Here is a 23,039-nt window from a genome sequence, read left to right as displayed (position 1 = left end):
AAAGTAGAGTAAAATAATGATTAAAGTTCGTTTTGCACCCTCACCAACTGGGTATATTCATATTGGTAACGCACGTGCAGCCTTGTTTAATTGGCTATATGTTTTAAAAAATAATGGTAATTTTATTCTGCGTTTTGATGATACTGATAGTAGCCGTTCAAAAGAAGAATATATAACTGCTATAAAGGAAGATCTTGACTGGTTGCAGATAGAAGTTTCAAATTTTTATTTTCAATCTAAACGTACAAAATTATATGATGATGCGGTTGAACAGTTAAAACAAAAGGGTTTATTGTATCCTTGTTATGAAACATCTGAAGAACTAGAACGAAAACGAAAATTACGTTTAGCGCGTAAGTTACCACCTATATATGGTAGAGATGCGTTGAAGTTAACTGAACAAGAAAAAAGAGATTATGAGAGTGAAGGTCGTAAACCGCATTGGCGTTTTTTACTACCAAATTTTGATAAAAGTCCTTTTGATGTACGTAGAACATTAATAGAGTGGGATGATGTAGTTAGAGGAAAACAGATAGTAGATATGGGCTCTATATCTGATCCAGTTTTAGTAAGAGCCGATGGAAGTTATTTATATACTTTACCATCAGTTGTTGATGATATTGATATGGAGATAACTCATATTATCAGAGGAGATGATCATATAACTAACACTGGTGCACAAATTCCTATTTTTAATGCTTTAGGCGCTAAAGCACCTGCATTTGGTCACTTTAACTTACTAACTACGGATAGTGGTGCTGGTTTATCTAAAAGAAAAGGAGATCTAGCTATTCGTAATTTAAGAAATGCAGGATTTGAACCGATGGCTGTAGCATCTTTAGCTGTATTAATTGGAAGTTCTAAAAATGTAGTCGCTTATGATGATATGAAGTCATTAAGTGAAGTTATATCATCACAAGATACTTCACGTTCTACTGCTCAATTTAGTGAAAATGATTTACCTAATTTAAATCGTCAATTAGTTCATCGTTATGAGTTTGAGCAAGTAAAAGATAGACTAGCTGCCTTGAATATTGAAGGTGAAAAGGCTAAATTATTTTGGGATAATTTTAAATCTAATTTAACATTTGTTAACGAGGCTAAAATTTGGTGGGAGATGTTACAAGCTAACTTTGATATAAATGTGGCATTAAGTGATGATGATAAAAATTATATAAAAATAGCTTTAGAATATTTACCTACAGGTCAATGGGATAATCAAACGTGGTTTAATTGGTGTGATAAACTTAAGCAAGTAACCGGTCGTAAGGGTAAAAATTTATTTATGCCTTTGCGGTTAACTTTAACCGGTCAGGAGCATGGTCCAGATTTAGCTAGTATTCTGCAGTTGATAGGTTATCAGGAAGCAAAAAATAGATTGAATAATATAATTAATAAGTAATTTATTTTGGTTATTAGCTAAGTTTATTCATATTTAAATTGTTGTAACTTAGCTAATATTTATAATTAATAGCTATTAGGAGTTAAGAATAGCTTGAATAATATAATCAATAAGTAATTTATTCTGCTCATTAGCTAAGTTTATTTATATTTAAACTGTTATAACTTAGCTAAGGTTTATAATTAATAACTTTTTACAAAGTCAACGAACTAATGAATAATTGATTTTATTGCTTTATTATTATTTATTCAATCAGCATAAAAGCTGGTATATTATCACCAAAACCTAATATTATATTTTCAGATTTATTTTTTTCAATTTTATTCTGGTTATTAGTTGTTTTTTTAGTGTCAGAAGGATTAATCGCTGCTACTTTCTTGCGCTTTTTTTTATTTGTTTTTTCAATAGCTTCAGTCGTTTCTGTTGGTTTTATTGTTTGTGTCTTAATATCTGAGATATCATTGTTTAATTGTAACCAATTTATTTTTTCTTCGATAATTGTTTCTATATTTTTTAGATATTTTTCATCAGACTTAGTAACTATAGTAAAAGCTTTTCCAGCTCTTCCAGCTCTACCTGTTCTGCCAATACGATGAACATAATCTTCGGCTTGTAAAGGTACATCAAAATTAAATACGTGACTTACTTCAGGTACGTCTAAACCTCTTGCAGCGATATCTGATGCAATTAAATATTTTAGGCGACCCTCGCGGAAATTTTTCAAAATGGTTGAGCGATCAGATTGTTCCATATCACCATGTAATGTTCCAGCATCGTAACCGTGTTTACTCATGGAACGAAATAAGGTTATTACATCCTTTTTTCGGTTGCAAAAGATTACAGCATTTTGTATTTGCTCTTTTTCTAATTCTAAAATATTACGTAAGATCTTCCTCTTATGCCAATCTTTTTCTTCGGATTGGACTAACCATTGTTCAATTGTTTTTGCGGTAGAGGATATAGGAGCTACTTCTATAATTTTAGGATCTAATAAAAATTTATTGGTTAATTTTTGTATCTCATCAGGCATTGTTGCTGAAAATAGCAGGGTTTGTCTTCTAGGTGGAATAATATCTGATAATTCTTCAATATCAGGCATAAATCCCATATCTAGCATTCGATCCGCTTCATCAATTACCCACAATTCTAATCCTGTTAATAATAATTTACCTTTTTTAAAATGGTCTAATAATCTTCCAGGGGTAGCAATAATAATATCTACACCTTTATCTAGAATTTTTTCTTGTTGACCAAAGGAAACGCCGCCAATTAATAGAGAAATCTTTGGTGCAGGCGAGACAATAAATTGTTGAAAACTTTCAGCGACTTGTGTTGCTAACTCTCTGGTAGGTTCTAAGATTAAAAATCTTGGTAATCTTGCCCTTGATTTTTTTTGTTCTAAAAAATTTAAAATTGGCAATACAAAAGAAGCTGTTTTACCTGTACCCGTTTGAGCTATACCTAAGATATCCATACGTTGTAAAATATACGGTATAGATTCCTCTTGAATAGGTGTAGGAACCTCGTAGGAAGCGTTTGTTATGGCTGTTAAAATTTTAGGTGATAATTTAAGATCAGCAAAGCTTTTCAAAAAAAATAATCCTTTTATTAATAAATGTTTTTCAGTTTGTACTTTACTATTAACTATATGTCAACAATTATATAAAATTTGTACTATCCATTGTAATAAAGTAAAATAACATTTTTAATTTATATTAGTTTTTGCTATGGTCGTAAACTAACAATATCTTTAACCCTTTAAGTTAACGGATTATTAATATGATCTATTTAAACAATTTAGTTAATAATTTTAACTATAATTTATCTAAGCAAAATCCTTATTTACCAAAAGTTGCGGTAGCACCAATGTTAGATTGGACAGACCGTCATTGTAGATTTTTTCACCGTCAACTAACCTCTTATACTCTATTATTTACCGAAATGATAGTAGCTGATGCTATAATTCATGGTCCTAGAGATAGATTATTAGCTTTTTCTAGTATTGAAAAGCCTTTAGCGGTCCAATTAGGCGGATCTGATATAACTAAATTAACTGAAGCAGCAAAAATTGTTGCTGATTATGGATATAATGAAATAAATATTAATTTAGGTTGTCCATCAGAAAAAGTGCAAGCAGGACAATTTGGAGCTTCTTTAATGCAACAACCAATTCATGTTGGTAATTTGGTAGCGGCGTTAAAAAAAGCTGTTAATATACCTATAACGGTTAAATGTAGAATAGGTATTGATCAACATCCTATCCCTGATCTATTAAATACCATTGGTGATATTATGGTGGATAATGGTGTAGATGCTTTATGGATCCATGCAAGAAAAGCATGGTTAAATGGATTATCCCCTAAAGAAAATAGAGAGGTACCTTCATTAGAGTATGATGTAGTTTATAATTTTAAATTACGTCATCCAAATTTATTTGTTGGAATTAATGGCGGGATAGAGACAGTAGAACAAATAACAGAACATCTTAACAATGTTGATGCGGTCATGATAGGACGTAAAGCCTATAAATATCCACGTTTATTAACAAAAATGGATAATTCAATCTATAATAGAAACAGTAAAACTGTTAATTATGCTGAAGTTATAGATATAATGGTAGATTATGCAGATAGACATATTAAAAATGGCGGTAAATTATCACATATCTCAATGCATATGTTAGACCTTTTTAATGGATATGAAGGAGCTAAAAATTGGCGACGTATCTTATCAAACGATGCAAGAAAAGAAGGAGTGCAAGCAGATCTTATTAAAATGGCTTTTGAACAAATAGATTTTAGTAAAAATAATATAGAATAATATAGGATAATATTGATGAAACCTTTAAATTCTTTCAGAGAATTATTAAACCAATTAACTGAAGCAGAGACAAAATTTATTAATAAAGCAACTGCTAGAGTACAAGATCTAGAAGCAAATTCATCAGGTAAATGGGGCAAATTAGGAGAAATAGCTATATTTTTATCTGGTTGGAAAGCTAAAGAAAGACCCTTAATCACTAAACCTTTGTTAGCTATTTTTGCTGGTAAACATGCAGTTATTGAGAATAATTTAGCTGGAAAAAATAATAATTTTACAGAGAGTTTAGTTAAATTATATATTAAAGGTTCAACAGCGACTAACCAAATATGTGTATCTCATAATTTAAGTTTAAAGATATTTGATTTAGCTTTAAAATATCCAGCAGATGATTTTTTAATGCAAGAATCTATGACAGAAAAAAATTGTGCCGCTACTATGGCCTTTGGAATGGAGGTTACAGCAGATAATGTTGACCTATTATGTTTATCTAGCCTAGGATGGGAGAATAATTTTATCGCTTCAACTATAGCTTTTGCTTTATATGGTGGAAAGGCAGAAGATTGGCTAGTTATGACACAGCAAGACACAAAAGAAATTTTATCATATAAAGCAGAATTAATTGAACAGGCAGTTAATTTACATAAACAATATCTTACTGATTCTTTTGAAATTTTAAAATATTTTGGTGGTAGAGAATTTGCTGCAATGACAGGAGCAATATTAGCGGCCAGGATGAATAAAATACCCGTAATTTTAGATAATTTTACAGCGGTAGTAGCCGCGGCTATATTACATAGCTACGATAGTAAAGCTTTAGATCATTGTTTAATAGCTTCTTTACCTAATGAGAAAATAGCCAATAAATTAGCAGAGAAATTAAATAAAAAACCTTTATTGAATTTAAATATAACTAGTGAAGAAGGTATGTCCGCAGCATTAGCCGCTAATATAGTAAAAGATGCAGCTTTGATTTTTCATAATAGTGAATATGATCAGCTAGACAATAGTTAGCTAATCGTATTTTATGTTATCAGTTATATTTTGTTAGATAGTAATATTATTTATGTTATCAGATATTTTTAATAGACATTAATTATTATTGATGTCTATTTTTCATGCGCCATTTTTTAGGTTCAATAAAATATCCATATTTCCAAAGACCTAGTTGTTTTTCTCTAGCTAATTTCTCACTATTTTCGTAGGCGCCATAACTAACAGCCCAACCTAATTCAACCATTCTTTTATTAATGTTCGTACTATCAACGTAACATACAGCTAATAGCCTATTATATTTATCATAAATATTATTTTTATTGTCTTTTTTAGCAAAGCATCTTACTGGTTTTTTATTAATTAGGTTTTTAAGGGTATTGATAGCTATAATTCCACAAGCGGCTGGTTTAGTTAATTTTTTGGATTTATAGCATTTTTGTAATGCTTCAGGTGCATCTATGCCCCATAATCTTATTTCTTGTCCAGCTATATTTAGCCCATCGCCGTCAGTTATTTTTGCATAACCTTGAATAGTTGCGAATCTAGCAGGTAAGTAAGGGTGTAACCGATCTTCAAACCAACTTATGCTAATGCTGAGTAATAAAATTGCTAAAATTAATATACGATATTTGAAAAAATGTAAGAATCTATATTTATTAGCTTTAAATCTATATGGTAACATAAAAACATCATACAAGATAATAAAATAGGGCATATAATACGCCCTATAAAGTTACCGAAGAATTATTTATTTAATTTTTGTTTCTTTAAATTCTACATGTTTGCGTACGATTGGATCATACTTACGTTTTGTCATTTTATCTGTCATTACGCGACTATTTTTTGTGGTAACATAAAAGTACCCAGTGTCTGCTGTAGATAAAAGCTTAATTTTAATGGTATTTGCCTTAGCCATGATATTTTATCCAATTAAAGAATATGTTAATATAGAGTTTTTATCTCGAAAATAATGGTTAAAATGACGAAATTTATAAAAAATGTCAAGTGTAAAATATATTTTAATATCTTTTTTTATAGTTTTTGTGTTTAATCTTAGGATATCTAAGCTGAATAGCAAAATCAAATTTCCTTGGTTTGGTAATTAAATGTAATAATAATGAACCAGATATTTTTTGTATTTCTTTTAATACAACTTCTACACTGTCACCTAACTGATATCCTTGTCGCTTTTTTTCTCCAATTAAGCAATGATGTTGCTCATCATAAAAATAATAATCATTTTTAAGACTCGATAGAGGAATAAATCCATCTGCTCCTAACTCATCTAAAGTTACAAATATTCCAGAAGAAGTAATACCACTGATATAGGCATGAAAATGACAATTAGCTTTATCAGATAAATAACAGGCCACTAATCTATCAATTGTTTCTCTTTCAGCTAATATAGCACGTCTTTCCTTATATGAAAGACTATCAGATATTTCCGTTAATGATTTTTCTTGTAGCTCTTCTAATGGATATTTACCTAATTCTAGTGTTTTAATAATAGCACGATGGATAATAAGATCACTATAGCGTCGGATAGGGGATGTAAAATGAGTATAATTAGCTAAATTAAGACCAAAATGACCAATATTCTTAGTTGAATATTTAGCCTGACTTTGTGACCGTAAAATTACCTGATTCATTAAATGTTTTTGTTCAGTAGCTAATGGAGATTTTAATAATTTATTAAATTGTTGAGTATCAATATTTTCTTCATTATCGAATTTTAGATTAAAGTTTTTTAAAAATATTTTTAAATTTTCAGTTTTAGTATCGCTTGGTTTATCGTGTATACGATATAAAAGTTTTTGTTCTTTGGTCTGTAATAATTCTGCGGCAGAAATATTAGCTTGTATCATAAATTCTTCTATTAATTTATGTGCTTCTAATCTATCTGGAATAAAAACTTTGGTTATATGACCAAATTCATCTAATATAATTTTACGTTCTGGTAAATCTAAATCTAAGGGTGCTCTTTTGTCTCTAGCTTTACTAATTAATTTATATGACTTCCATAAATTATTTAAAGCAATTGCTAAGTTATTATCTTTTTCTAGAGATGGATTATCAAAAAATCTTTGAGCTTCTTGATAAGTAAGTTTAGCATGAGAACGCATAAAAATTCGTTGAAATTTATATGATATTTTATTGCCATTACGATTGAATTTCATCGTAACACATAAAGCTGGTCTATCTTCATTTTCTTTTAATGAACATAGATTGTTAGATAATTTTTCTGGTAACATAGGAACTACATTATCAGGAAAATAAACTGAATTACCACGTTCGAATGCTTCTTTATCAATCTCTGAGTTAGGTTTTATGAATGCTGATACATCCGCTATAGCTACTGATATATTATAACCACCAATATTATCTTTATCAGTGTCAGGATAAACTAATACAGCGTCATCATGGTCTTTAGCATCGCTAGGGTCAATAGTAACAAAAAATTTATCACGCCAATCTAAATAATCTTTATTAGGAAATTTAGGTAAGGTTAATTTACTGGTTTCCTCTAATGCACGGTCAGAGAATATATAAGGTAATTCATGACTATGAATTGCCATATAACTTATTTGTTTTTCATTATTAGCATCCCCCAAAATTTTCTCTAACTTAGCTAAAGGAAAACCATATTTTTTTTGTCCTTGTAACGTTATTTCTATTAAGCAACCATTGAAAATACTTGATTTTTGTTGCTCTGTTAAGAGAAGAATCGAGGTAGGGTTTTTTCTATCAATTGGATAAACATACCAGTCTTTACCATTCCAATCTGTAACTCCTAAAAATTTATTATTAGTTTTTGGTAATAATTTTTTTATACGAGCATAAAATTGTTTATTTTCATTATCATCATAAGAAGCATATATTTCTGCTATTATTTGATCTCCAACCCCCGCGACGATTTTTTTCGTTGCAGTAAAGTTATTAATAATTATATTATCAATAACTTTACTACCTTTTCTCATTTCAGCAATTAATTCTCCATCTTTATTACGACTAATGATGTTAACTACAGCTGTAGATATTTCATGTGTATAAAGCATATAAGCTTTAGCATTTTTCTTTAATTTTTTTTCTTGTACCAATCTAATTAATTGCTTTTTAAATAATTTTAATTGTTCCGCATTTATATTAAAAGCTTTACAAATATCTTTTAATTTATTTTTTTGCGGATATTGACGTAAATATTGCAAAATTTCTTTGCTCTTTGGTAATGAGGACATCAGACTAAGTGGTTTTAATTTTTTTTTAGTCATTTTAATTATCCTAATTCTTTATTTCTTGGTTTTTCTAGTAGTTTTAGCTTTTGCTGTGGTTTTCTTAACTGGTTTCTTTTTGTCGTTACCAAGCTTAGCTTGTTTGTTTTTAATTAATTCTATAGCTTCTTCAAAAGATATATCTGCTATCTCAATAGTTTTAGGAATTGTTACATTTAACTTACCCCATTTTATATAAGGTCCAAAACGACCAGAAAGAACATTAATTTCACCACCATCGGGATGCGAGCCTAGTTGTTTTAATGGTTCAGATTTAGCTCTCGAGGTTGTTTTATTAGCTTCTGGAGGTTGTGCCATTAAAGATAATATTTGCTCAAGGTCACTTTTAAATATATCTTCTATATCATTTAATTTAGTATATTTACCGTCATGTAAAATATATGGTCCAAAACGTCCGAAATTAGCAATAATTTCTTTACCAGTTTCTGGATGAATACCAATAGTTTTTGGTAATGATAATAAATTTAAGGCGCGTTCTAATGACAACTCTTGATTTTGCCAGATTAGCGGGATTGAAGTTTTTTTAGCTGTTTTTCCTTCTCCTAATTGTACATAAGGTCCAAAGCGACCATTACGTAACGTTATTTCTTCTCCTGATATTGGATCATTACCTAAGCTTTTATCTTCAGTTGCCTCATTGTTATTTGCATCATTATCACCTAGAAATTTTTTAGTATAATTACAGTCAGGATAATTTGAGCAGCCAATAAATGCACCAAATTTACTTGTTTTTAATGATAGTTGTCCATTAGCGCATTTAGGGCATTTCCTACCGTCAGGATTATCTTCTGTAGGTGTAAAAATTAAGGTACTTAGTTTTTCATTTAAAATATCCAATACATTAGTAATGCGTAATTTTTGTGTTTTATCTATTGCTTCAGAGAAATCTTGCCAAAAATCATTTAATAATTCTTTCCATTTATACTTACCGTCTGAAATTAAATCTAATTTTTCTTCTAAGCTGGCGGTAAAATCATATTCTACATAACGTGAGAAAAAATTAGCTAGAAAAATTGTTACCAATCTACCTTGTGCTTGAGGAATCAGTCTCTTATTTTCTATTGTAACATAATTGCGGTCACGTAAGGTAGCTAAAATAGTAGCATAAGTTGAGGGTCGCCCTAATCCTATTTCTTCTAGTTTTTTTATTAAGCTAGCTTCTGAATAGCGTGGTGGCGGTTCTGTATGATGTTGTTGTGTTAGAATATCTTGTAGGGCTAGTAATTGATCTTTTTTTAATAGTGGTAGTTTTTTACTTTCTTCTTCATTATCATTACTGGTTTTAATATCACTATAAACGGAGAGAAACCCATCAAACTTTTGCACAGAACCTACTGAACGCAATTTTGCTTCTTTATTTTCAGCGATAGCAGAAATCTGGATAGTAGTACGATCAATTATAGCTGAATTCATTTGACTCGCGATAGTTCGTTGCCAAATTAACTCATATAATTTGGCTTGATCATTATCTAAGTATGACTTAATATCCTTAGGTAATTGGTTGATATCAGTCGGTCGTATAGCTTCATGTGCTTCTTGTGTGTTTTTCGCTTTATTAGCGTAAAAACGTGGTTTTTCAGGTACATATGCTGAACCGAAACATTTATTAATTGTATCTCTTATAGTTGGTAAAATTTCAGGGGTTATTTGTATGCCATCAGTACGCATATAAGTAATAAGACCGGTTGTTTCACCACCTATATCAATTCCTTCGTATAATTTTTGGGCAATAGTCATTGTTTTTGAAGGAGAAAAGCCAAATTTAGAAGAAGCTGCTTGTTGTAAAGTAGATGTAGTAAAAGGTGGAGCAGGGTGTCTCTGGATTGGTTTTGCTTCTATATCAACAACTTTATAATCAGCATTCATTAAGAAGTTTTTTAATGATTCTGCTTGAGATTGATTTTGAATAGTTAATTTTTCAATTTTTTGTTGGTTGAATTCAACTAGACGAGCTAAAAAATTTTCTTTTTCATTTGTTTGTAATTCAGCTTGTATATCCCAATATTCTTCAGATTTAAAATTTTCTATTTCAGTTTCTCTATCATGTACTAATCTTAGCGCTACGGATTGTACTCTACCAGCAGATCTTGCTCCTGGTAGTTTCCTCCATAATATAGGAGATAGATTAAAGCCTACTAAATAGTCTAATGCTCGACGAGCTAAATAAGCGTCAACTAAATTTTGGTCGATATCTCTAGGATTAGCTATAGCCTGTTGAATAGATTGTTTAGTAATAGCATTAAATACTACGCGTTGAATTTTCTTGCCTTTTAACAATTTTTTGTCGCTTAACACTTCAATTATGTGCCAAGAGATAGCCTCACCTTCGCGATCAGGGTCAGTTGCTAAAATAAGTGTATCAGCGTCTTTTAAAGCATTTTTAATTTCTGTAATTCTTGTTTTAGAACTAGAATCAATTTCCCATATCATGCTAAAATTATCTTCGGGGAGTACCGATCCATTTTTTGAGGGTAAATCACGTATATGACCAAAGGAAGCTAATACTTTATAGTCATTTCCTAAATATTTATGTATTGTCTTTGCCTTCGCGGGAGATTCAACAACTACAAGTTTCATAATTTATTCCTTTATATCACTATCTACTATTTATTCTATATATATTATTTAATATAAAATAATATAGACTTTTTAGACTTTTAACCTAAATATATAATATATTTACTAATAAACGTTAAATTCGAGGCGAAAGATGCAAAAAAATATAAACAACGATAAGTTGCAATATATCATTGATATGACTCATCAATTAAGTGTCATGGCTAAAGAGGAAGGGTTTTTTGACATTTATCATGCCCTGAATATTGCTGTTGAGATAGGTAAAAATATCGTGTATACAGAATGTAGTTGAGAATTTTTATTTTTTTAGGGCTACCATACTACCTGATAATCTTTGTAGTTGTCCTGTGATTTCTAACTCAGTTAAAACTATTGAAAGTTCAGATATTTCACTATTAGTAGCATATGAGAGAAAATCTATACTAACTGGTGTTACGCTGAGTAATTCTAGAACTTTTTGTTTAAGATCTTTCTTTTTGTGAAGAAAAATATTTTTAGAGTTATTGTTAACTTCTATGGTTGAATCATTGTTCATAAAATTAAAAGATGCTTGTTTTTTCTGAGTTAGTGTTTTTGTAATGGAGATATTTGGTTTATTATATAATGGTAATAAGTTATCTAAAATATCTTGAGGTTTCATAACCATAATAGCGCCAGCTTTTATTAAATTATTCGTACCAGTAGCACGTGGGTCTAAAGGAGAACCAGGTAAGGCGAATACTAATCTGCCTAATTCATTAGCTAAGCGTGCAGTGATTAATGTGCCTGATTTTTCTGCTGCTTCTATTACTAAAAGCCCCATACTACAAGCAGCTATGATGCGATTACGTTTTGGAAAATCTAATGCGCGGGCTACATAATTAACTGGAGCATCGCTGATAATAGCACCACCGTGATCAAGAATAGAATGATAAAGAGCCTTATTTTCTATAGGGTAAATATTATTTACTCCGCCTGCTAATACAGCTATAGTTCCAGTTTTTATGCTAGCTCTATGTGCTGCTGTGTCTATGCCTCTTGCTAGCCCTGAAACTATTATAATATCATTCTGGTTTAATTCACAGATAAAATCTTGGGTTAACTTGAGACCGGCAGCAGAAGCACTCCTAGATCCTACTACGGATAAAGAATTTTTATTAAAAATATCAATATTACCAATTATAGATATTACTGGAGGAGGATTATCACTATTTTTTAATAAAATAGGATATCTAGGATCATCATAAGTAAGAAAAGTTATATTATTTTTATTAGCAAAATTAATTTCTCTTTCAATTATTTTTTTATCAATTAATTTGTAACGATTATTATTTAATGTAGAATTTTCAAGATTTTCGATAGCTATTTCAGCTGACGTATAGCGACTAAGTAATTTGTAAAAAGCAACATTGCCTATGTTATCACTTCTTATTAGGCGTAGGTAGTTAAATAGCTTTTCTTGAGTATTGTTGTAATAACTTTGTTCAGATATTTTGTGATTCATATCTTATTGTGAAAGCTTTTCTTTTCTTCCCCTCTAGCTAGCCGGATTATATTATCTTTATGCCTAAGATAGATTAATAAGGTCATTACGATAAACATTATAGAAATTATATTAGTTTGAAGCAATAAAAATGGTATAGGTGCAAATAAAGTTGCTAATAATGCAGATAGTGAAGAGTAGCAACTTATAGCTAAGGTAATTATCCAAATAATTGTAAATAATAAAGCTATGAATGGGGCTATAGCAAATAAGATACCAAAATAAGTAGCAACCCCTTTACCGCCTTTAAAATTTAACCAAACAGGGTATAAGTGTCCTAAGAAAGTAAAAAAACCAGCTATTAGAGCTAAATTAGAATTAAAATAATATTCAATTATAATTATTGATAAATAACCTTTAAATGCATCTAATAGTAAAGTTAACATAGCTAAAAATTTGTTGCCAGTTCGTAAAACATTGGTAGCACCAATATTACCTGAACCAATATCGCGGACATCTGTACCAATAAAAAATTTAGTAAGTAATAAACCAAAAGGAATGGAGCCTAATATATAGCCTATAATAGCTATGCTAGGATAAATAAATACTATATTATCAGTCATTTTTTAACTCGCTAATAGATTGTTCATTTACGAAATTACCAGAAATTATAGGGTGATGATAGCCAAAAAAAGCAGCATCAACATAAGCATAATCAATAGCGTTGGTTGGACTAAAACGCCAAATTTTTTCTGTGTCTAAAATTATCATATTCGCTCTTTCTCCTATATCTATAGAAGAGCCTTTGATATTGAATATTTTTGCGGGATTGGTGGAAATTAATTCTACTAATCTAGGTAAAGTAATATATCCATCATGATATAATCTTAATGTTGCTGGTAACAATATATCTAAGTTAGCAGTACCTACCGGTGATTTAGCAAAAGTTGTTCTTTTATCAGCGGTTGTATAGCTTACATGGTGCGAGGATATAATATTTATAATATTGTTTTTTAATCCACTTATTAACGCTTGGCGATCATTTTCAGAACGTAATGGAATAGATAATTTTAAATTATTATTATAATCTCTTAAATCTAATTCATTGAATGATAGATGTTCAATAGATACAGCAGCAGTTAGTTCAGGTAAATATTCTTTTGCATTACGAATAATTTCTACAGATTTTTTAGTAGAAATTTGAGCAACATGTAATTTAGTTTGTGTAGCTTCTGCGATCCTTAAATCACGTTCCAGGGCAATAATTTCTGCTAATTCATTATTTGGAGTAAGTCCTAATAAAGTAGTCGCTAAACAATCATTTGGATATCCGTAAGTCGTTAAACTTCTATTTTGTGGAGTTATGCAGATTAATTGATTAAAGTCTTTTATATAAGACATAGCTTGCAGCATCAGAGAAGCATCATCAAGTTGCAAGTCTCCGGTATCAAAGCCAACAGCACCAGCTTTAGTTAATAAACCTATTTCTGCTAAATTTTTAGAGGTATTTTTATTGGTTATAGGTGCTAAAAAATGAAAATTAACCTTAGCCGTTTTTACTCTTTCTTGTAATAACTCAATAGTTTCAACCTGATAAGCTTCTGGTAAAAATTGGGGCGAGATAATAATATCACTGATACCACCATTTAATGCCATATTTTCGAGATTGCTGAAAGTTTGTTTATCTATTTTATTAATTTTTACATGAGTAGCAACTAAGCTAGGAATAATATATTTTCCTTTTAAGTTAATAACATTAGTTTTTGTAGTTTGTTCAATATTAGTTTCACCTTGAGTTATTTTATCAATGAATGCACCTTTTATATATATAGATCCAATTCCGTTTATATTTTTACTAGGATCTATAATATGAGCATTATGTAAGATAAGGGTGTAATCAGTTGACATATTAATCACCATTATTTAAAGCTAGGTTATTTTGATGTAAATATTCTATTACTGCCATACGTACGGCAACACCAAATTCTACTTGTTTTCTAATTAGGCTTCTTTTACTATCAGCGACATTATCAGTAATTTCTATACCTCGGTTCATGGGACCCGGATGCATAATCATAGCATCATCCTTAGCTAGTTGTAGTTTTTGTTCAGATAGACCAAAATAATGTGAATATTCTTTTAGAGATGGAATTAGCGCATTTTCCATTCTTTCATGTTGTATGCGCAACATCATGATTATATCAGCATTTTTAATCCCTTCTTCTATATTATTATAGCAAGCAATAGTTCCATCTTTAAAACAATTAGGTAATAATGGTGAAGGGGCTATTAGTCTTATTTGAGCACCTAACTGACTGAGAAGTAAGATATTTGACCTTGCTACGCGTGAATGAAGAATATCGCCACAAATAGCTATATTTAAACCAGAAATTTTTCCTTTAGCTTCAATGATAGTTAATGCGTCTAATAAGGCTTGGGTTGGATGTTCATGAGTGCCATCTCCTGCATTAATGACACTAGCAGAAACATGTTTGGAAATAAATTTAGCTGCGCCAGAATCTTGATGCCTCATTACAATAATATCCGGATTCATTGCATTTATGGTCATAATAGTATCGTATAGATCTTCCCCTTTCTTTATAGATGATTGAGCAAGAGCCATATTTACTATCTGACCACCTAGTCTTTTACCAGCAATTTCAAATGAGGTTAAAGTACGGGTGGAATTTTCATAAAATATATTAATTTGTAAAAATTTATTATTTTCTGCGTAATTATTTTGCAAATGTTGGTTTGTTTTTACTAGAGCTTGTGCTCTGGTTAATAATTTTTGTAATATTTCTATTTTTGTATCACTTATACTTAGAAAGTGATTATCGTGAGGGATATATTTTAAATTTTTCATGGCGTGATTTTAACTCGTTCAGTTATTAAGTTCAAGTATCTATCTATTTTAATTTAAAGTATGAGATAAAAATCGCTAGATTCTAATATAAAAAATAGTTATTATTATATATATTGAAGTGTGGATTCCTTCACTTAATATTATATATTGGTCAAATTTATGAATAAAAATTATTTTTTATCAGATCCTATTTTACACAAGCAACTGGATAATTTCGCAGATGATATTATAGTTAAATTGTCTAACTTAGGTGCTTATGTTGCTTCTCGTAAAGGTAGAGATCTAGTTAGGATATTAACAGAACATAAAGCTAATTTACGTTTTTCATTACAAGAAGATAATTATCAGCATAACGTATATTATCATCCTGCTTATCATGCTTTGATGCGTTATTCAGTTGCTGAATCATTATCAAATTCTTTATGGGCAGATAATTGTCCATTAAATGAACAGGAAAATAATAATAGACATTTATTGCGTTGTGTAAAATTATTTTTATTAGGGCAATTAGAATCATCACATTTGCATAATTTATCTGCTACTAGCGCAGGATTTGCTATCGCTATTGATTCTCCTTTTTTTCGACAAATTTTACCTTCGTTAATTAATAGTAAATTTTATGATCCAACTTTACGACCTTTGATTGACAAAGATGGTGCTATTTTTTCTACAGTTGATTTAGATTTATCTTATCAGTTGCAAAAGTTACCAGCATTTGTGAAACTACCGCATGGAAAATTGCTTGTTAATGCTACGGCTGAAGAGGATCGGAATAAAATCACACAACAAATTTATCGGCTACAAGACGTTAAATTATGGGTGGAAAATATTACAGCTGATGGTTTTTTTATACAAGCTAGTGTTGATGGAGAGGCTAGTTATTTGTTTGTACCTAGATTTTTACCTGAAGGTGAAAATAATGGTATAGATATTATATGTACACCACAAAAGATAAATGCAGGTGTTACTATGGGAGGATATTTAAATTTCTCTGGTAGTTTAGGCTGGCAAATAGGTAAGGGGGGGGATGGTATCTTTCAGGAGGAGGAATTTAATCGACATTTACAATTTGATCAATCAGTAATTTTAGTTGCATTAATGCGCTCAGCGCTACTAGAATTAATGCAACAATATAAAGATGAAACAATACCAGAGGTAATAGAAAATATTATTGCTGATATTGCTGTAGAAATTGCTGGATTAACAGTGCTAATATTAAGATTAGCGCGAGCATATGATCAAGCTAGTGTTAATCGCCAAGAAGCGGCTTTTGTTTCTATTTTAACACCGGTCGTTCGTTATTATGCTGGTCGAGCCGCACCAATGATTATATTAGAATTATTGCGTTGTGCTAAAGCTAATTCTTGGTTGCAGTCTGAATATTTTAATAGCTTATTAGCTAATGTTATGCGTTTTGAGGAAAATTATAATAGAAGTAATCACGTAGCTGATTCTATTATGAATAAAATATCTGCTTCACCGGATAAATTAGATTATATATTTAATTGGATTGATGAAAATTTTGGGCAAGCAAAGCAAGGCATATTAGAAGTTCTACAAGCCGCTGCTCGTATCTCAACGAATGATATAACTACAGCTCCTTTATTTATTGAACAATTAGCATTATCCATAGCCGCGGCAGAATTAAGAATTAAAGATATGAATATGTTAGCTGATATTTTTATCGCTACTAGATTAGCAGGTCCGTGGCGTTTTGGTTATGGATTATCCAATTCGCTTTATAGTTTTCAAGAAATTATGTCAGAGGTAATTATTGATTTTGAGAAAAATTAGATAATCTAGAAATACGATCTAATACGCCTTGTAAAATAAAACTTGCAGCTGCAGAATCAATATGCAGTTTACGTTTTTTACGTGATAGATCATATTCTAATAAAGTTCTTTCTGCTGCTACAGTTGATAATCGTTCATCCCAAAAAAATATAGGTATATCAATTATTTTTATAAAATTGCTAACAAATGATTTTGTGGCTTGTACACGTGCACCAGAAGTACCATCCATATTTAAAGGCAGTCCAATAGCGACTGCTCCTACATTTTCTTGTGTTAACCATTGTTTTAAAATAATAATATCTTGACTAAATTTTTTTCTTTGCAGTAAACTTCTAGGATTAGCAAAAGTAAGACTTAAATCAGATACGGCTAAACCTATGGTTTTTGTACCTAAATCTAAAGCTGCAATAGTTTGGTCTTTGGCAAGATAAGTAAAAATATCTTCAATATTAATTAGGGGCATTTTACCTGATGTTTACATAAATTGTCTTTTATTGTAGGATATTAAACTATCTTTTGAACATTTAACAGAAAAATGTTAAAGATAAAAAATTATAAAACATTAATTAGGAGTATCTAATGACTATAGATATTGAAACTATTGAACATATTGCTAAATTAGCACGCATAGCATTAACAGAAGAAGAAAAAACTAAAATAACTGCGGAATTTACTAGCTTATTAGCATTTTTAGATTGTTTAAATGAAGTTGATACTAATAATGTGACAGCTACAGCATCTATAGTTCATACAAATTTATCTATGCGTCCTGATATTGTGAATGATGGTGATAAAGTTAAAGATATTCTAGCTAATGCACCTTTAACTGAAGAGGGATTTTTTTTGGTTCCTAAAGTAGTTGAATAATAACAGTTAAAATATGTAAATTGGATCATATAATGTCAAATCTTATTAATTATACAGTGGCTGAAGCCTTAAAAGGTCTACAACAAAAAGAATTCTCTTCTGTAGAACTGACTAATGCTTACTTAGATGCAATAAATAAAGCTAATGAAAAATTAAATGCTTATGTTGCTATTAGTGCAGAAAAAGCACAAAAGATGGCTAAAGAGAGTGATGAAAGACGTAAAAATGGTAATATAGGTTTACTAGAAGGAATCCCCTTAGGAATTAAGGATATCTTTGCTACTGAATCATTGCATACTCAAGCATGCTCTAAAATATTAGATGGATTTTTACCTCACTATGAATCTACAGTAACCGCTAATTTATGGAAAGATGGTGCTGTTTGCTTAGGTAAATTAAATATGGATGAATTTGCTATGGGGTCATCTAATGAAACTTCATGCTATGGCGCTTCTGTAAACCCTTGGCGAGCTGAGGATAGTGATGCATTATTAACAGCAGGTGGTTCTTCTGGTGGCTCTGCGGCTGCAGTTGCAGCTGGTTTATGTGCTGCGGCTACCGCTACGGATACAGGTGGTTCTATCAGACAACCAGCGGCCTTTACCGCAACGGTTGGTTTAAAACCTACTTATGGTAGATGTTCTAGATGGGGAACTATCGCTTTTGCTTCATCTTTAGATCAGGCTGGACCCATAACTAAAGATGTTAGAGATGCAGCCTTATTATTACAGTCTATGGCATCTTATGACCCTAAAGATTCTACATCTGTTAATGTACCAATAGAAGATTATAGTAGTTTTTTAGGTAAATCTATTAAAGGTAAAAAAATAGGGGTGCCCTTTGAATATTTTGAAGGTTTGTCTCCAGAAATAGCTGAATATTGGCAAAAAACTATCGATTGTTATAAAGATCTTGGTGCAGAAATAGTAGAAATAAAATTACCTCATTCTCGTTATGCTTTATCAAGTTATTATGTCATTGCTCCAGCTGAGGCTTCTTCTAATCTGTCTCGCTATGATGGAGTAAGATATGGAAAAAGAGCAGTAGCGAATGATATCAATAGTTTGTATGAAAAAACTCGCGGGGAAGGTTTTGGATATGAGGTTAAAAGACGAATTTTAATTGGTACTTATGTTCTATCTTCAGGATATTATGATGATTATTATTTAAAAGCACAAAAAGTACGGACTTTAATAAAGAAGGATTTTGAAATTGCTTTTAATAATAATATTGATGCTATATTAACGCCATCTACTCCTGTTACAGCTTTTGAGTTAGGGCAAGATCAAGGTAAGAAAGATCCTATTGCAATGTATCTTAATGATATTTTTACCGTTACATTAAATATGGTAGGCTTACCAGGAATATCAGTGCCGGTAGGTCTTTCTGATCGTGGTTTGCCGTTAGGGATGCAATTAATAACACCAGCTTTTGATGAGGGTGGTTTATTGCAATTTGCCTATGCTCTTGAGCAGCAAGTAGGGCGTTTTAGTCCTAAAGTTTGGTGGTAATCATCCGTAACATAATTTAAGATTGATTGATTTTTAGTATTTTTGCCCCATGTTATAAATTTTACATATAATAGGGGTAAAATTTGTTTGCATATTGGTATGATCAAAAAGTAGGACAAAGAGCACTCTCTTTGTTAAACAGAGAAGCAGTATTTTATATTTTTGGCCAAGTGAAAGTATTTGATGAAAAAAAAGGATCCGGTATTATCAAATCATTTGGTAAAGGAGATAAATATTCATTTAATAAAAATATGTTAACGCAATCAAGTCAACATGATATTAAATATGGTGATAAAGTGTGTATTGCTTTTATTCAACAGGATAAAGAGTTTATAATAAAAAAAATACTAAAAAACGGTTCTCTTATTGATAATAAAACTTTATAATTAGAAAAGTTAAGAGTCAATATCGTAGAGATTAAAATGGATATAGAAAATATTAATTTCTTTAATAATAATGGTATAAATATTGCTTGGAAAGAAATAGGAAAAGGTGAGCCCATTTTACTTATCCATGGCTTTGCTTCCACCGCTTATGTTAATTGGGTAGCTACCGGATGGGTGGATTTTCTAGTCGATGCAGGATATCGAGTTATTCTCATGGATAATCGCGGACACGGTCGCTCTGAGAAGTTACATGATCCTAAGTGTTATTACCCTAAGGTTATGGCGCAAGATGCTATTAATTTATTAGAATATTTAAATATTTCTCAGGCTCATATAATGGGATATTCTATGGGGGCTCGTTTAAGTGCTACTATTGCTGTTATTAAACCAGAATTAGTAAAAACTTTAATTATGGGGGGGTTAGGCATCGGTATAACTAAAGGAACGGGCGATTGGCAGACAGTTGCTCATGCTCTATTAGCTGAATCTTTAAGTCAAGTTACTGATTTGCGTGGAAGAATGTTTAGAAAATTTGCTGAACATAATAAAAGTGATCTTAAAGCCCTCGCTGCTTGTGTTGAAACATCAAAAGAAGAATTAACTATAGCAGAACTAGAAAAAATTCAGGCTGCTACTTTAATTGTCGTTGGTGAAAAAGATGAAATTGCAGGAGATCCATTTGAACTAGCTGATATTATAAAAAATGCTAAAGCTATTTCAATTCCAAGAAGAGATCATATGCTTGCTGTGGGGGATAAAATTTATAAACAAGAAACTTTAGAATTTTTAAAAAATAACCCGATATTAGGAGAATATAGTGAAAGTTGATATTATAAAAAAATTAGAAAATTATTTAAAAACAACTTTTAATAACGATCAGATAAAAGTAAAAGCTCGTCCTATGAAAGATGATTCTTGTGAATTTTATATAGGTGAGGAATTTTTAGGCGTAATATATGAAGATAAAGAAGAGGATGGAGATATATCTTATAATTTATCTATGGCAATCTTAGAAACAGATTTATAAATATAATATTCATCCTTATATCTATTAGGGTGAATATTTATATTAATTCAGAATATATATTTATATGGTTTAGTGGTATTGAATATCGATAAGTTACTATCTTTAAAAGATAGATATATTCTATAATTTATCTAAGACAATCTTAGAAACAGATTTATAAATAGCATATTCATCCTTCTATTCTATTAGGGTGAATATTTATATTAATTCAGAATATATATTTATATGGTTTAGTAATATTGGATATCGATGAGTTATTATCTTTAAAAGATAGATATATTCTATAATTTATCTAAGACAATCTCAGAAACAGATTTATAAATATAATATTCATCCTTCTATTCTATTAGGGTGAATATTTATATTATTTCAGAATATGTATTTATATGGTTTAGTGATATTATTACACATACTATGTATTTTATTCCTACCTATGATTATGTGATCATAGAATTCAATATCTGCTGCTGTAACTAGATGTTTTATTTTTTCAGTAATTATGATATCTGCCTCTGAAGGTGATGGATCTCCAGAGGGATGATTATGTGCAATTATTATACCTGTTGCTTTATGTATTAAGGCGATAGATAATACATCTTGTGGAATGACGGGCACTTGGTCGATGCTACCTGTTTGCAGTAATTTGTTAAGTATAATTTGTCTTTTATTATTTAATAAAGTTACATAAAATTTTTCTACTTTTTCAGTTGAGAGAAGGGCTTTAAAATATAATTCTGCATCATCCCAGGATTTTAAGATGTCTCTACCGACTAAATTTTGATAATTACAACGTATAATAAATTCTTTTACAATTTTAAATTGTGTTAGAACAGCTTTACCGCAACCTGGTATTTCTAATATTTCTTCTTCAGTTGCCGCTAAAATTTGTTCTAGGCTTTTGAATTTTTTTAATAAAATTTTAGCGATTTGTTTAGTATCTTTTCTAGGTATTGCACTAAATAAGAGTAATTCTAATAGTTCGTAGTCAGGCAAAGCATCAGGGGCATTAATAAATTTTTGTTTAAGACGTAATCTATGTCCATGACGGTAGTCACGGTTGAGTATTTTTGTCTTCATTATTAAGATCACACTGTGTAAAAAATATTTTTAGGTGATAAAGTAAATATTTCATATCCATCTTTAGTAACACCAATGGTATGTTCATATTGAGCACTTAAAGATCTATCTCTAGTAACTGCTGTCCATCCATCTTGTAGAACTTTTACACCATATTTGCCTAAATTTATCATTGGCTCAATAGTGAATATCATTCCTTCTCTTAATATTACATCACTTTCGTTATTTTTATAATGTAATATATTAGGTGCATCATGGAATAATTTACCTATTCCATGTCCACAGAAGTCTCTTACAACAGAACAATGTTGTGATGTAGCATAATCTTCTATTACTTTACCAATTTCATTTATTGGTACATCGGGTTTAATTATTTCAATAGCTCGCATTAAACATTCGTGCGTTATTTCTAGTAGTCTTTCAGCATTTCTTTTTATTTGACCTACTGCGTACATGCGACTAGAGTCCCCATACCAGCCATCTTTGATAAAAGTGACATCTACATTAATTATATCACCTTCTTTTAACATTCTATCATTTGGTATTCCATGGCATACTACGTGGTTTATTGATGTACAAACAGATTTAGGAAATCCTCGATAATTAAGAGGTGCTGGAATAACATCATGTTGTTTTGCAAATTGCATTACAAAATCATCAATATCTTGCGTAGTTATACCCGCTTTGATTAAATTATATATTTCATCTAAACATGTGGCGGCTATTTTACCTACTTCTCGCATTTTATTGAAATCTTCATTAGTATAAAGGCGTATTTGACCAGTATATTTTATTGGGTAATCAGAAGCATTTATGTATTCAACCATATTATTACCTAATTGTAGCTATTTGATTTATATTTATAACATATTTTTTACCTTGTATAGTATTTTAATTGTCTATAAACAACTGTAAAATATATATAAATCTCTCTATATATTAAATAATTTATAAATTTTTATCA

22 protein-coding genes are annotated in these 23,039 nt (G+C 30.3%); 10 read left to right on the top strand and 12 right to left on the bottom strand.

The annotated features are described in order from the left end of the window. Positions 1-16: 16 nt before the first annotated feature. Positions 17-1,402: a glutamate--tRNA ligase gene (gltX, locus tag AB6T46_RS04325; RefSeq protein WP_370930931.1), complete on the top strand. Its 1,386-nt coding sequence runs from the start codon at positions 17-19 to the stop codon at positions 1,400-1,402. 244 nt (positions 1,403-1,646) lie between these two features. Here the strand turns inward: gltX and AB6T46_RS04320 are convergent, their stop codons facing one another. Next, positions 1,647-2,993 (bottom strand): DEAD/DEAH box helicase, encoded by a 1,347-nt coding sequence (locus tag AB6T46_RS04320; protein ID WP_370930930.1) that lies wholly within the window; start codon positions 2,991-2,993, stop codon positions 1,647-1,649. A 188-nt stretch (positions 2,994-3,181) separates the two neighbouring features. On the opposite strand from AB6T46_RS04320, the gene dusA reads away from it, so the two are divergent. Beyond that, positions 3,182-4,222: a tRNA dihydrouridine(20/20a) synthase DusA gene (gene dusA / locus AB6T46_RS04315; RefSeq protein WP_370930929.1), complete on the top strand. Its 1,041-nt coding sequence runs from the start codon at positions 3,182-3,184 to the stop codon at positions 4,220-4,222. A 15-nt stretch (positions 4,223-4,237) separates the two neighbouring features. Next, the gene (locus tag AB6T46_RS04310) at positions 4,238-5,236 is read left to right on the top strand and encodes a nicotinate-nucleotide--dimethylbenzimidazole phosphoribosyltransferase (protein ID WP_370930928.1); all 999 of its coding nucleotides are present in this window, start codon (positions 4,238-4,240) and stop codon (positions 5,234-5,236) included. Between the two features lie 85 nt (positions 5,237-5,321). Here the strand turns inward: AB6T46_RS04310 and AB6T46_RS04305 are convergent, their stop codons facing one another. The 4 genes from AB6T46_RS04305 to topA form a co-directional block, all read right to left on the bottom strand. Continuing rightward, entirely contained in the window at positions 5,322-5,933 is a 612-nt protein-coding gene (locus AB6T46_RS04305; protein WP_370930927.1) for a thermonuclease family protein, read from the bottom strand. A 33-nt stretch (positions 5,934-5,966) separates the two neighbouring features. Further along, entirely contained in the window at positions 5,967-6,134 is a 168-nt protein-coding gene (gene rpmG, locus AB6T46_RS04300; RefSeq protein WP_370930926.1) for a 50S ribosomal protein L33, read from the bottom strand. Positions 6,135-6,237: 103 nt separating this feature from the next. Continuing rightward, on the bottom strand, positions 6,238-8,487 hold the full coding sequence (gene rnr, locus AB6T46_RS04295; protein ID WP_370930925.1) for a ribonuclease R: 2,250 nt from the start codon (positions 8,485-8,487) through the stop codon (positions 6,238-6,240). Positions 8,488-8,505: 18 nt separating this feature from the next. Further along, complete coding sequence (topA, locus tag AB6T46_RS04290; RefSeq protein WP_370930924.1) at positions 8,506-11,085, bottom strand: type I DNA topoisomerase; 2,580 nt, start codon at positions 11,083-11,085, stop codon at positions 8,506-8,508. Positions 11,086-11,218: 133 nt separating this feature from the next. Between topA and AB6T46_RS04285 the strand changes: the two genes are divergently transcribed. Continuing rightward, a complete protein-coding gene (locus AB6T46_RS04285) occupies positions 11,219-11,377 on the top strand; it encodes a hypothetical protein (RefSeq protein WP_370930923.1) in 159 nt (52 codons plus the stop codon). 6 nt (positions 11,378-11,383) lie between these two features. Here AB6T46_RS04285 and dprA read toward each other — a convergent pair whose 3' ends face one another. From dprA to AB6T46_RS04265, 4 genes are read right to left on the bottom strand one after another with little or no spacing between them, the layout of a single operon-like run. Then, positions 11,384-12,568 carry a DNA-processing protein DprA gene (gene dprA, locus AB6T46_RS04280; protein ID WP_370930922.1) on the bottom strand — a complete coding sequence of 395 codons (1,185 nt, stop codon included), beginning with the start codon at positions 12,566-12,568 and terminating at the stop codon, positions 11,384-11,386. After that, positions 12,565-13,170, bottom strand: a complete 606-nt coding sequence (gene plsY, locus AB6T46_RS04275; RefSeq protein WP_370930921.1) for a glycerol-3-phosphate 1-O-acyltransferase PlsY — start codon at positions 13,168-13,170, stop codon at positions 12,565-12,567. Before plsY ends, dprA begins: the two co-directional genes overlap by 4 nt. Continuing rightward, positions 13,163-14,455: a dihydroorotase family protein gene (locus AB6T46_RS04270; protein WP_370930920.1), complete on the bottom strand. Its 1,293-nt coding sequence runs from the start codon at positions 14,453-14,455 to the stop codon at positions 13,163-13,165. Before AB6T46_RS04270 ends, plsY begins: the two co-directional genes overlap by 8 nt. A gap of 1 nt (position 14,456) precedes the next feature. Then, a complete protein-coding gene (locus tag AB6T46_RS04265; RefSeq protein WP_370930919.1) occupies positions 14,457-15,413 on the bottom strand; it encodes an aspartate carbamoyltransferase catalytic subunit in 957 nt (318 codons plus the stop codon). Positions 15,414-15,572: 159 nt separating this feature from the next. Between AB6T46_RS04265 and AB6T46_RS04260 the strand changes: the two genes are divergently transcribed. After that, positions 15,573-17,207: a hypothetical protein gene (locus tag AB6T46_RS04260; RefSeq protein WP_370930918.1), complete on the top strand. Its 1,635-nt coding sequence runs from the start codon at positions 15,573-15,575 to the stop codon at positions 17,205-17,207. Here the strand turns inward: AB6T46_RS04260 and ruvX are convergent. Continuing rightward, on the bottom strand, positions 17,185-17,670 hold the full coding sequence (gene ruvX, locus AB6T46_RS04255) for a Holliday junction resolvase RuvX (protein ID WP_370930917.1): 486 nt from the start codon (positions 17,668-17,670) through the stop codon (positions 17,185-17,187). The genes AB6T46_RS04260 and ruvX overlap by 23 nt on opposite strands. Positions 17,671-17,786: 116 nt before the next feature. On the opposite strand from ruvX, the gene gatC reads away from it, so the two are divergent. The 5 genes from gatC (at position 17,787) to AB6T46_RS04230 (ending at position 20,998) form a co-directional block, all read left to right on the top strand. Beyond that, entirely contained in the window at positions 17,787-18,074 is a 288-nt protein-coding gene (gene gatC / locus AB6T46_RS04250) for an Asp-tRNA(Asn)/Glu-tRNA(Gln) amidotransferase subunit GatC (protein WP_370930916.1), read from the top strand. Between the two features lie 32 nt (positions 18,075-18,106). Further along, positions 18,107-19,585 carry an Asp-tRNA(Asn)/Glu-tRNA(Gln) amidotransferase subunit GatA gene (gene gatA, locus AB6T46_RS04245; protein ID WP_370930915.1) on the top strand — a complete coding sequence of 493 codons (1,479 nt, stop codon included), beginning with the start codon at positions 18,107-18,109 and terminating at the stop codon, positions 19,583-19,585. A gap of 83 nt (positions 19,586-19,668) precedes the next feature. Further along, on the top strand, positions 19,669-19,971 hold the full coding sequence (locus AB6T46_RS04240; RefSeq protein WP_370930914.1) for a hypothetical protein: 303 nt from the start codon (positions 19,669-19,671) through the stop codon (positions 19,969-19,971). Positions 19,972-20,007: 36 nt separating this feature from the next. Then, on the top strand, positions 20,008-20,799 hold the full coding sequence (locus AB6T46_RS04235; RefSeq protein ID WP_370930913.1) for an alpha/beta fold hydrolase: 792 nt from the start codon (positions 20,008-20,010) through the stop codon (positions 20,797-20,799). Further along, the gene (locus AB6T46_RS04230) at positions 20,789-20,998 is read left to right on the top strand and encodes a DUF3126 family protein (RefSeq protein WP_370930912.1); all 210 of its coding nucleotides are present in this window, start codon (positions 20,789-20,791) and stop codon (positions 20,996-20,998) included. Before AB6T46_RS04235 ends, AB6T46_RS04230 begins: the two co-directional genes overlap by 11 nt. Positions 20,999-21,367: 369 nt before the next feature. Here the strand turns inward: AB6T46_RS04230 and radC are convergent, their stop codons facing one another. Then, the gene (gene radC, locus AB6T46_RS04225) at positions 21,368-22,075 is read right to left on the bottom strand and encodes a DNA repair protein RadC (protein WP_370930911.1); all 708 of its coding nucleotides are present in this window, start codon (positions 22,073-22,075) and stop codon (positions 21,368-21,370) included. A gap of 8 nt (positions 22,076-22,083) precedes the next feature. Further along, the gene (gene map / locus AB6T46_RS04220; protein ID WP_370930910.1) at positions 22,084-22,902 is read right to left on the bottom strand and encodes a type I methionyl aminopeptidase; all 819 of its coding nucleotides are present in this window, start codon (positions 22,900-22,902) and stop codon (positions 22,084-22,086) included. Between the last annotated feature and the right edge of the window lie 137 nt (positions 22,903-23,039).

Origin of the sequence: Bartonella sp. DGB1 (genome assembly GCF_041345015.1) — a bacterium.
Taxonomy (GTDB): Bacteria; Pseudomonadota; Alphaproteobacteria; order Rhizobiales; family Rhizobiaceae; genus DGB1.
The sequence above is the reverse complement of the archived record's forward strand: the minus strand, read 5'-3'. Positions and strand labels throughout refer to the sequence as shown.

Excerpts from the sequence above, each read along its gene's own strand:
- rpmG (WP_370930926.1), bottom strand. The coding sequence starts at position 6,134 with ATGGCTAAGGCAAATACCATTAAAATTAAGCTTTTATCTACAGCAGAC.
- dprA (WP_370930922.1), bottom strand. The coding sequence starts at position 12,568 with ATGAATCACAAAATATCTGAACAAAGTTATTACAACAATACTCAAGAA.
- ruvX (WP_370930917.1), bottom strand. The coding sequence starts at position 17,670 with ATGCCCCTAATTAATATTGAAGATATTTTTACTTATCTTGCCAAAGAC.
- AB6T46_RS04260 (WP_370930918.1), top strand. The coding sequence starts at position 15,573 with ATGAATAAAAATTATTTTTTATCAGATCCTATTTTACACAAGCAACTG.
- radC (WP_370930911.1), bottom strand. The coding sequence starts at position 22,075 with ATGAAGACAAAAATACTCAACCGTGACTACCGTCATGGACATAGATTA.
- AB6T46_RS04265 (WP_370930919.1), bottom strand. The coding sequence starts at position 15,413 with ATGAAAAATTTAAAATATATCCCTCACGATAATCACTTTCTAAGTATA.
- gltX (WP_370930931.1), top strand. The coding sequence starts at position 17 with ATGATTAAAGTTCGTTTTGCACCCTCACCAACTGGGTATATTCATATT.
- topA (WP_370930924.1), bottom strand. The coding sequence starts at position 11,085 with ATGAAACTTGTAGTTGTTGAATCTCCCGCGAAGGCAAAGACAATACAT.
- AB6T46_RS04285 (WP_370930923.1), top strand. The coding sequence starts at position 11,219 with ATGCAAAAAAATATAAACAACGATAAGTTGCAATATATCATTGATATG.
- gatA (WP_370930915.1), top strand. The coding sequence starts at position 18,107 with ATGTCAAATCTTATTAATTATACAGTGGCTGAAGCCTTAAAAGGTCTA.
- rnr (WP_370930925.1), bottom strand. The coding sequence starts at position 8,487 with ATGACTAAAAAAAAATTAAAACCACTTAGTCTGATGTCCTCATTACCA.
- plsY (WP_370930921.1), bottom strand. The coding sequence starts at position 13,170 with ATGACTGATAATATAGTATTTATTTATCCTAGCATAGCTATTATAGGC.
- AB6T46_RS04270 (WP_370930920.1), bottom strand. The coding sequence starts at position 14,455 with ATGTCAACTGATTACACCCTTATCTTACATAATGCTCATATTATAGAT.
- dusA (WP_370930929.1), top strand. The coding sequence starts at position 3,182 with ATGATCTATTTAAACAATTTAGTTAATAATTTTAACTATAATTTATCT.
- map (WP_370930910.1), bottom strand. The coding sequence starts at position 22,902 with ATGGTTGAATACATAAATGCTTCTGATTACCCAATAAAATATACTGGT.
- AB6T46_RS04310 (WP_370930928.1), top strand. The coding sequence starts at position 4,238 with ATGAAACCTTTAAATTCTTTCAGAGAATTATTAAACCAATTAACTGAA.
- AB6T46_RS04305 (WP_370930927.1), bottom strand. The coding sequence starts at position 5,933 with ATGCCCTATTTTATTATCTTGTATGATGTTTTTATGTTACCATATAGA.
- AB6T46_RS04235 (WP_370930913.1), top strand. The coding sequence starts at position 20,008 with ATGGATATAGAAAATATTAATTTCTTTAATAATAATGGTATAAATATT.
- gatC (WP_370930916.1), top strand. The coding sequence starts at position 17,787 with ATGACTATAGATATTGAAACTATTGAACATATTGCTAAATTAGCACGC.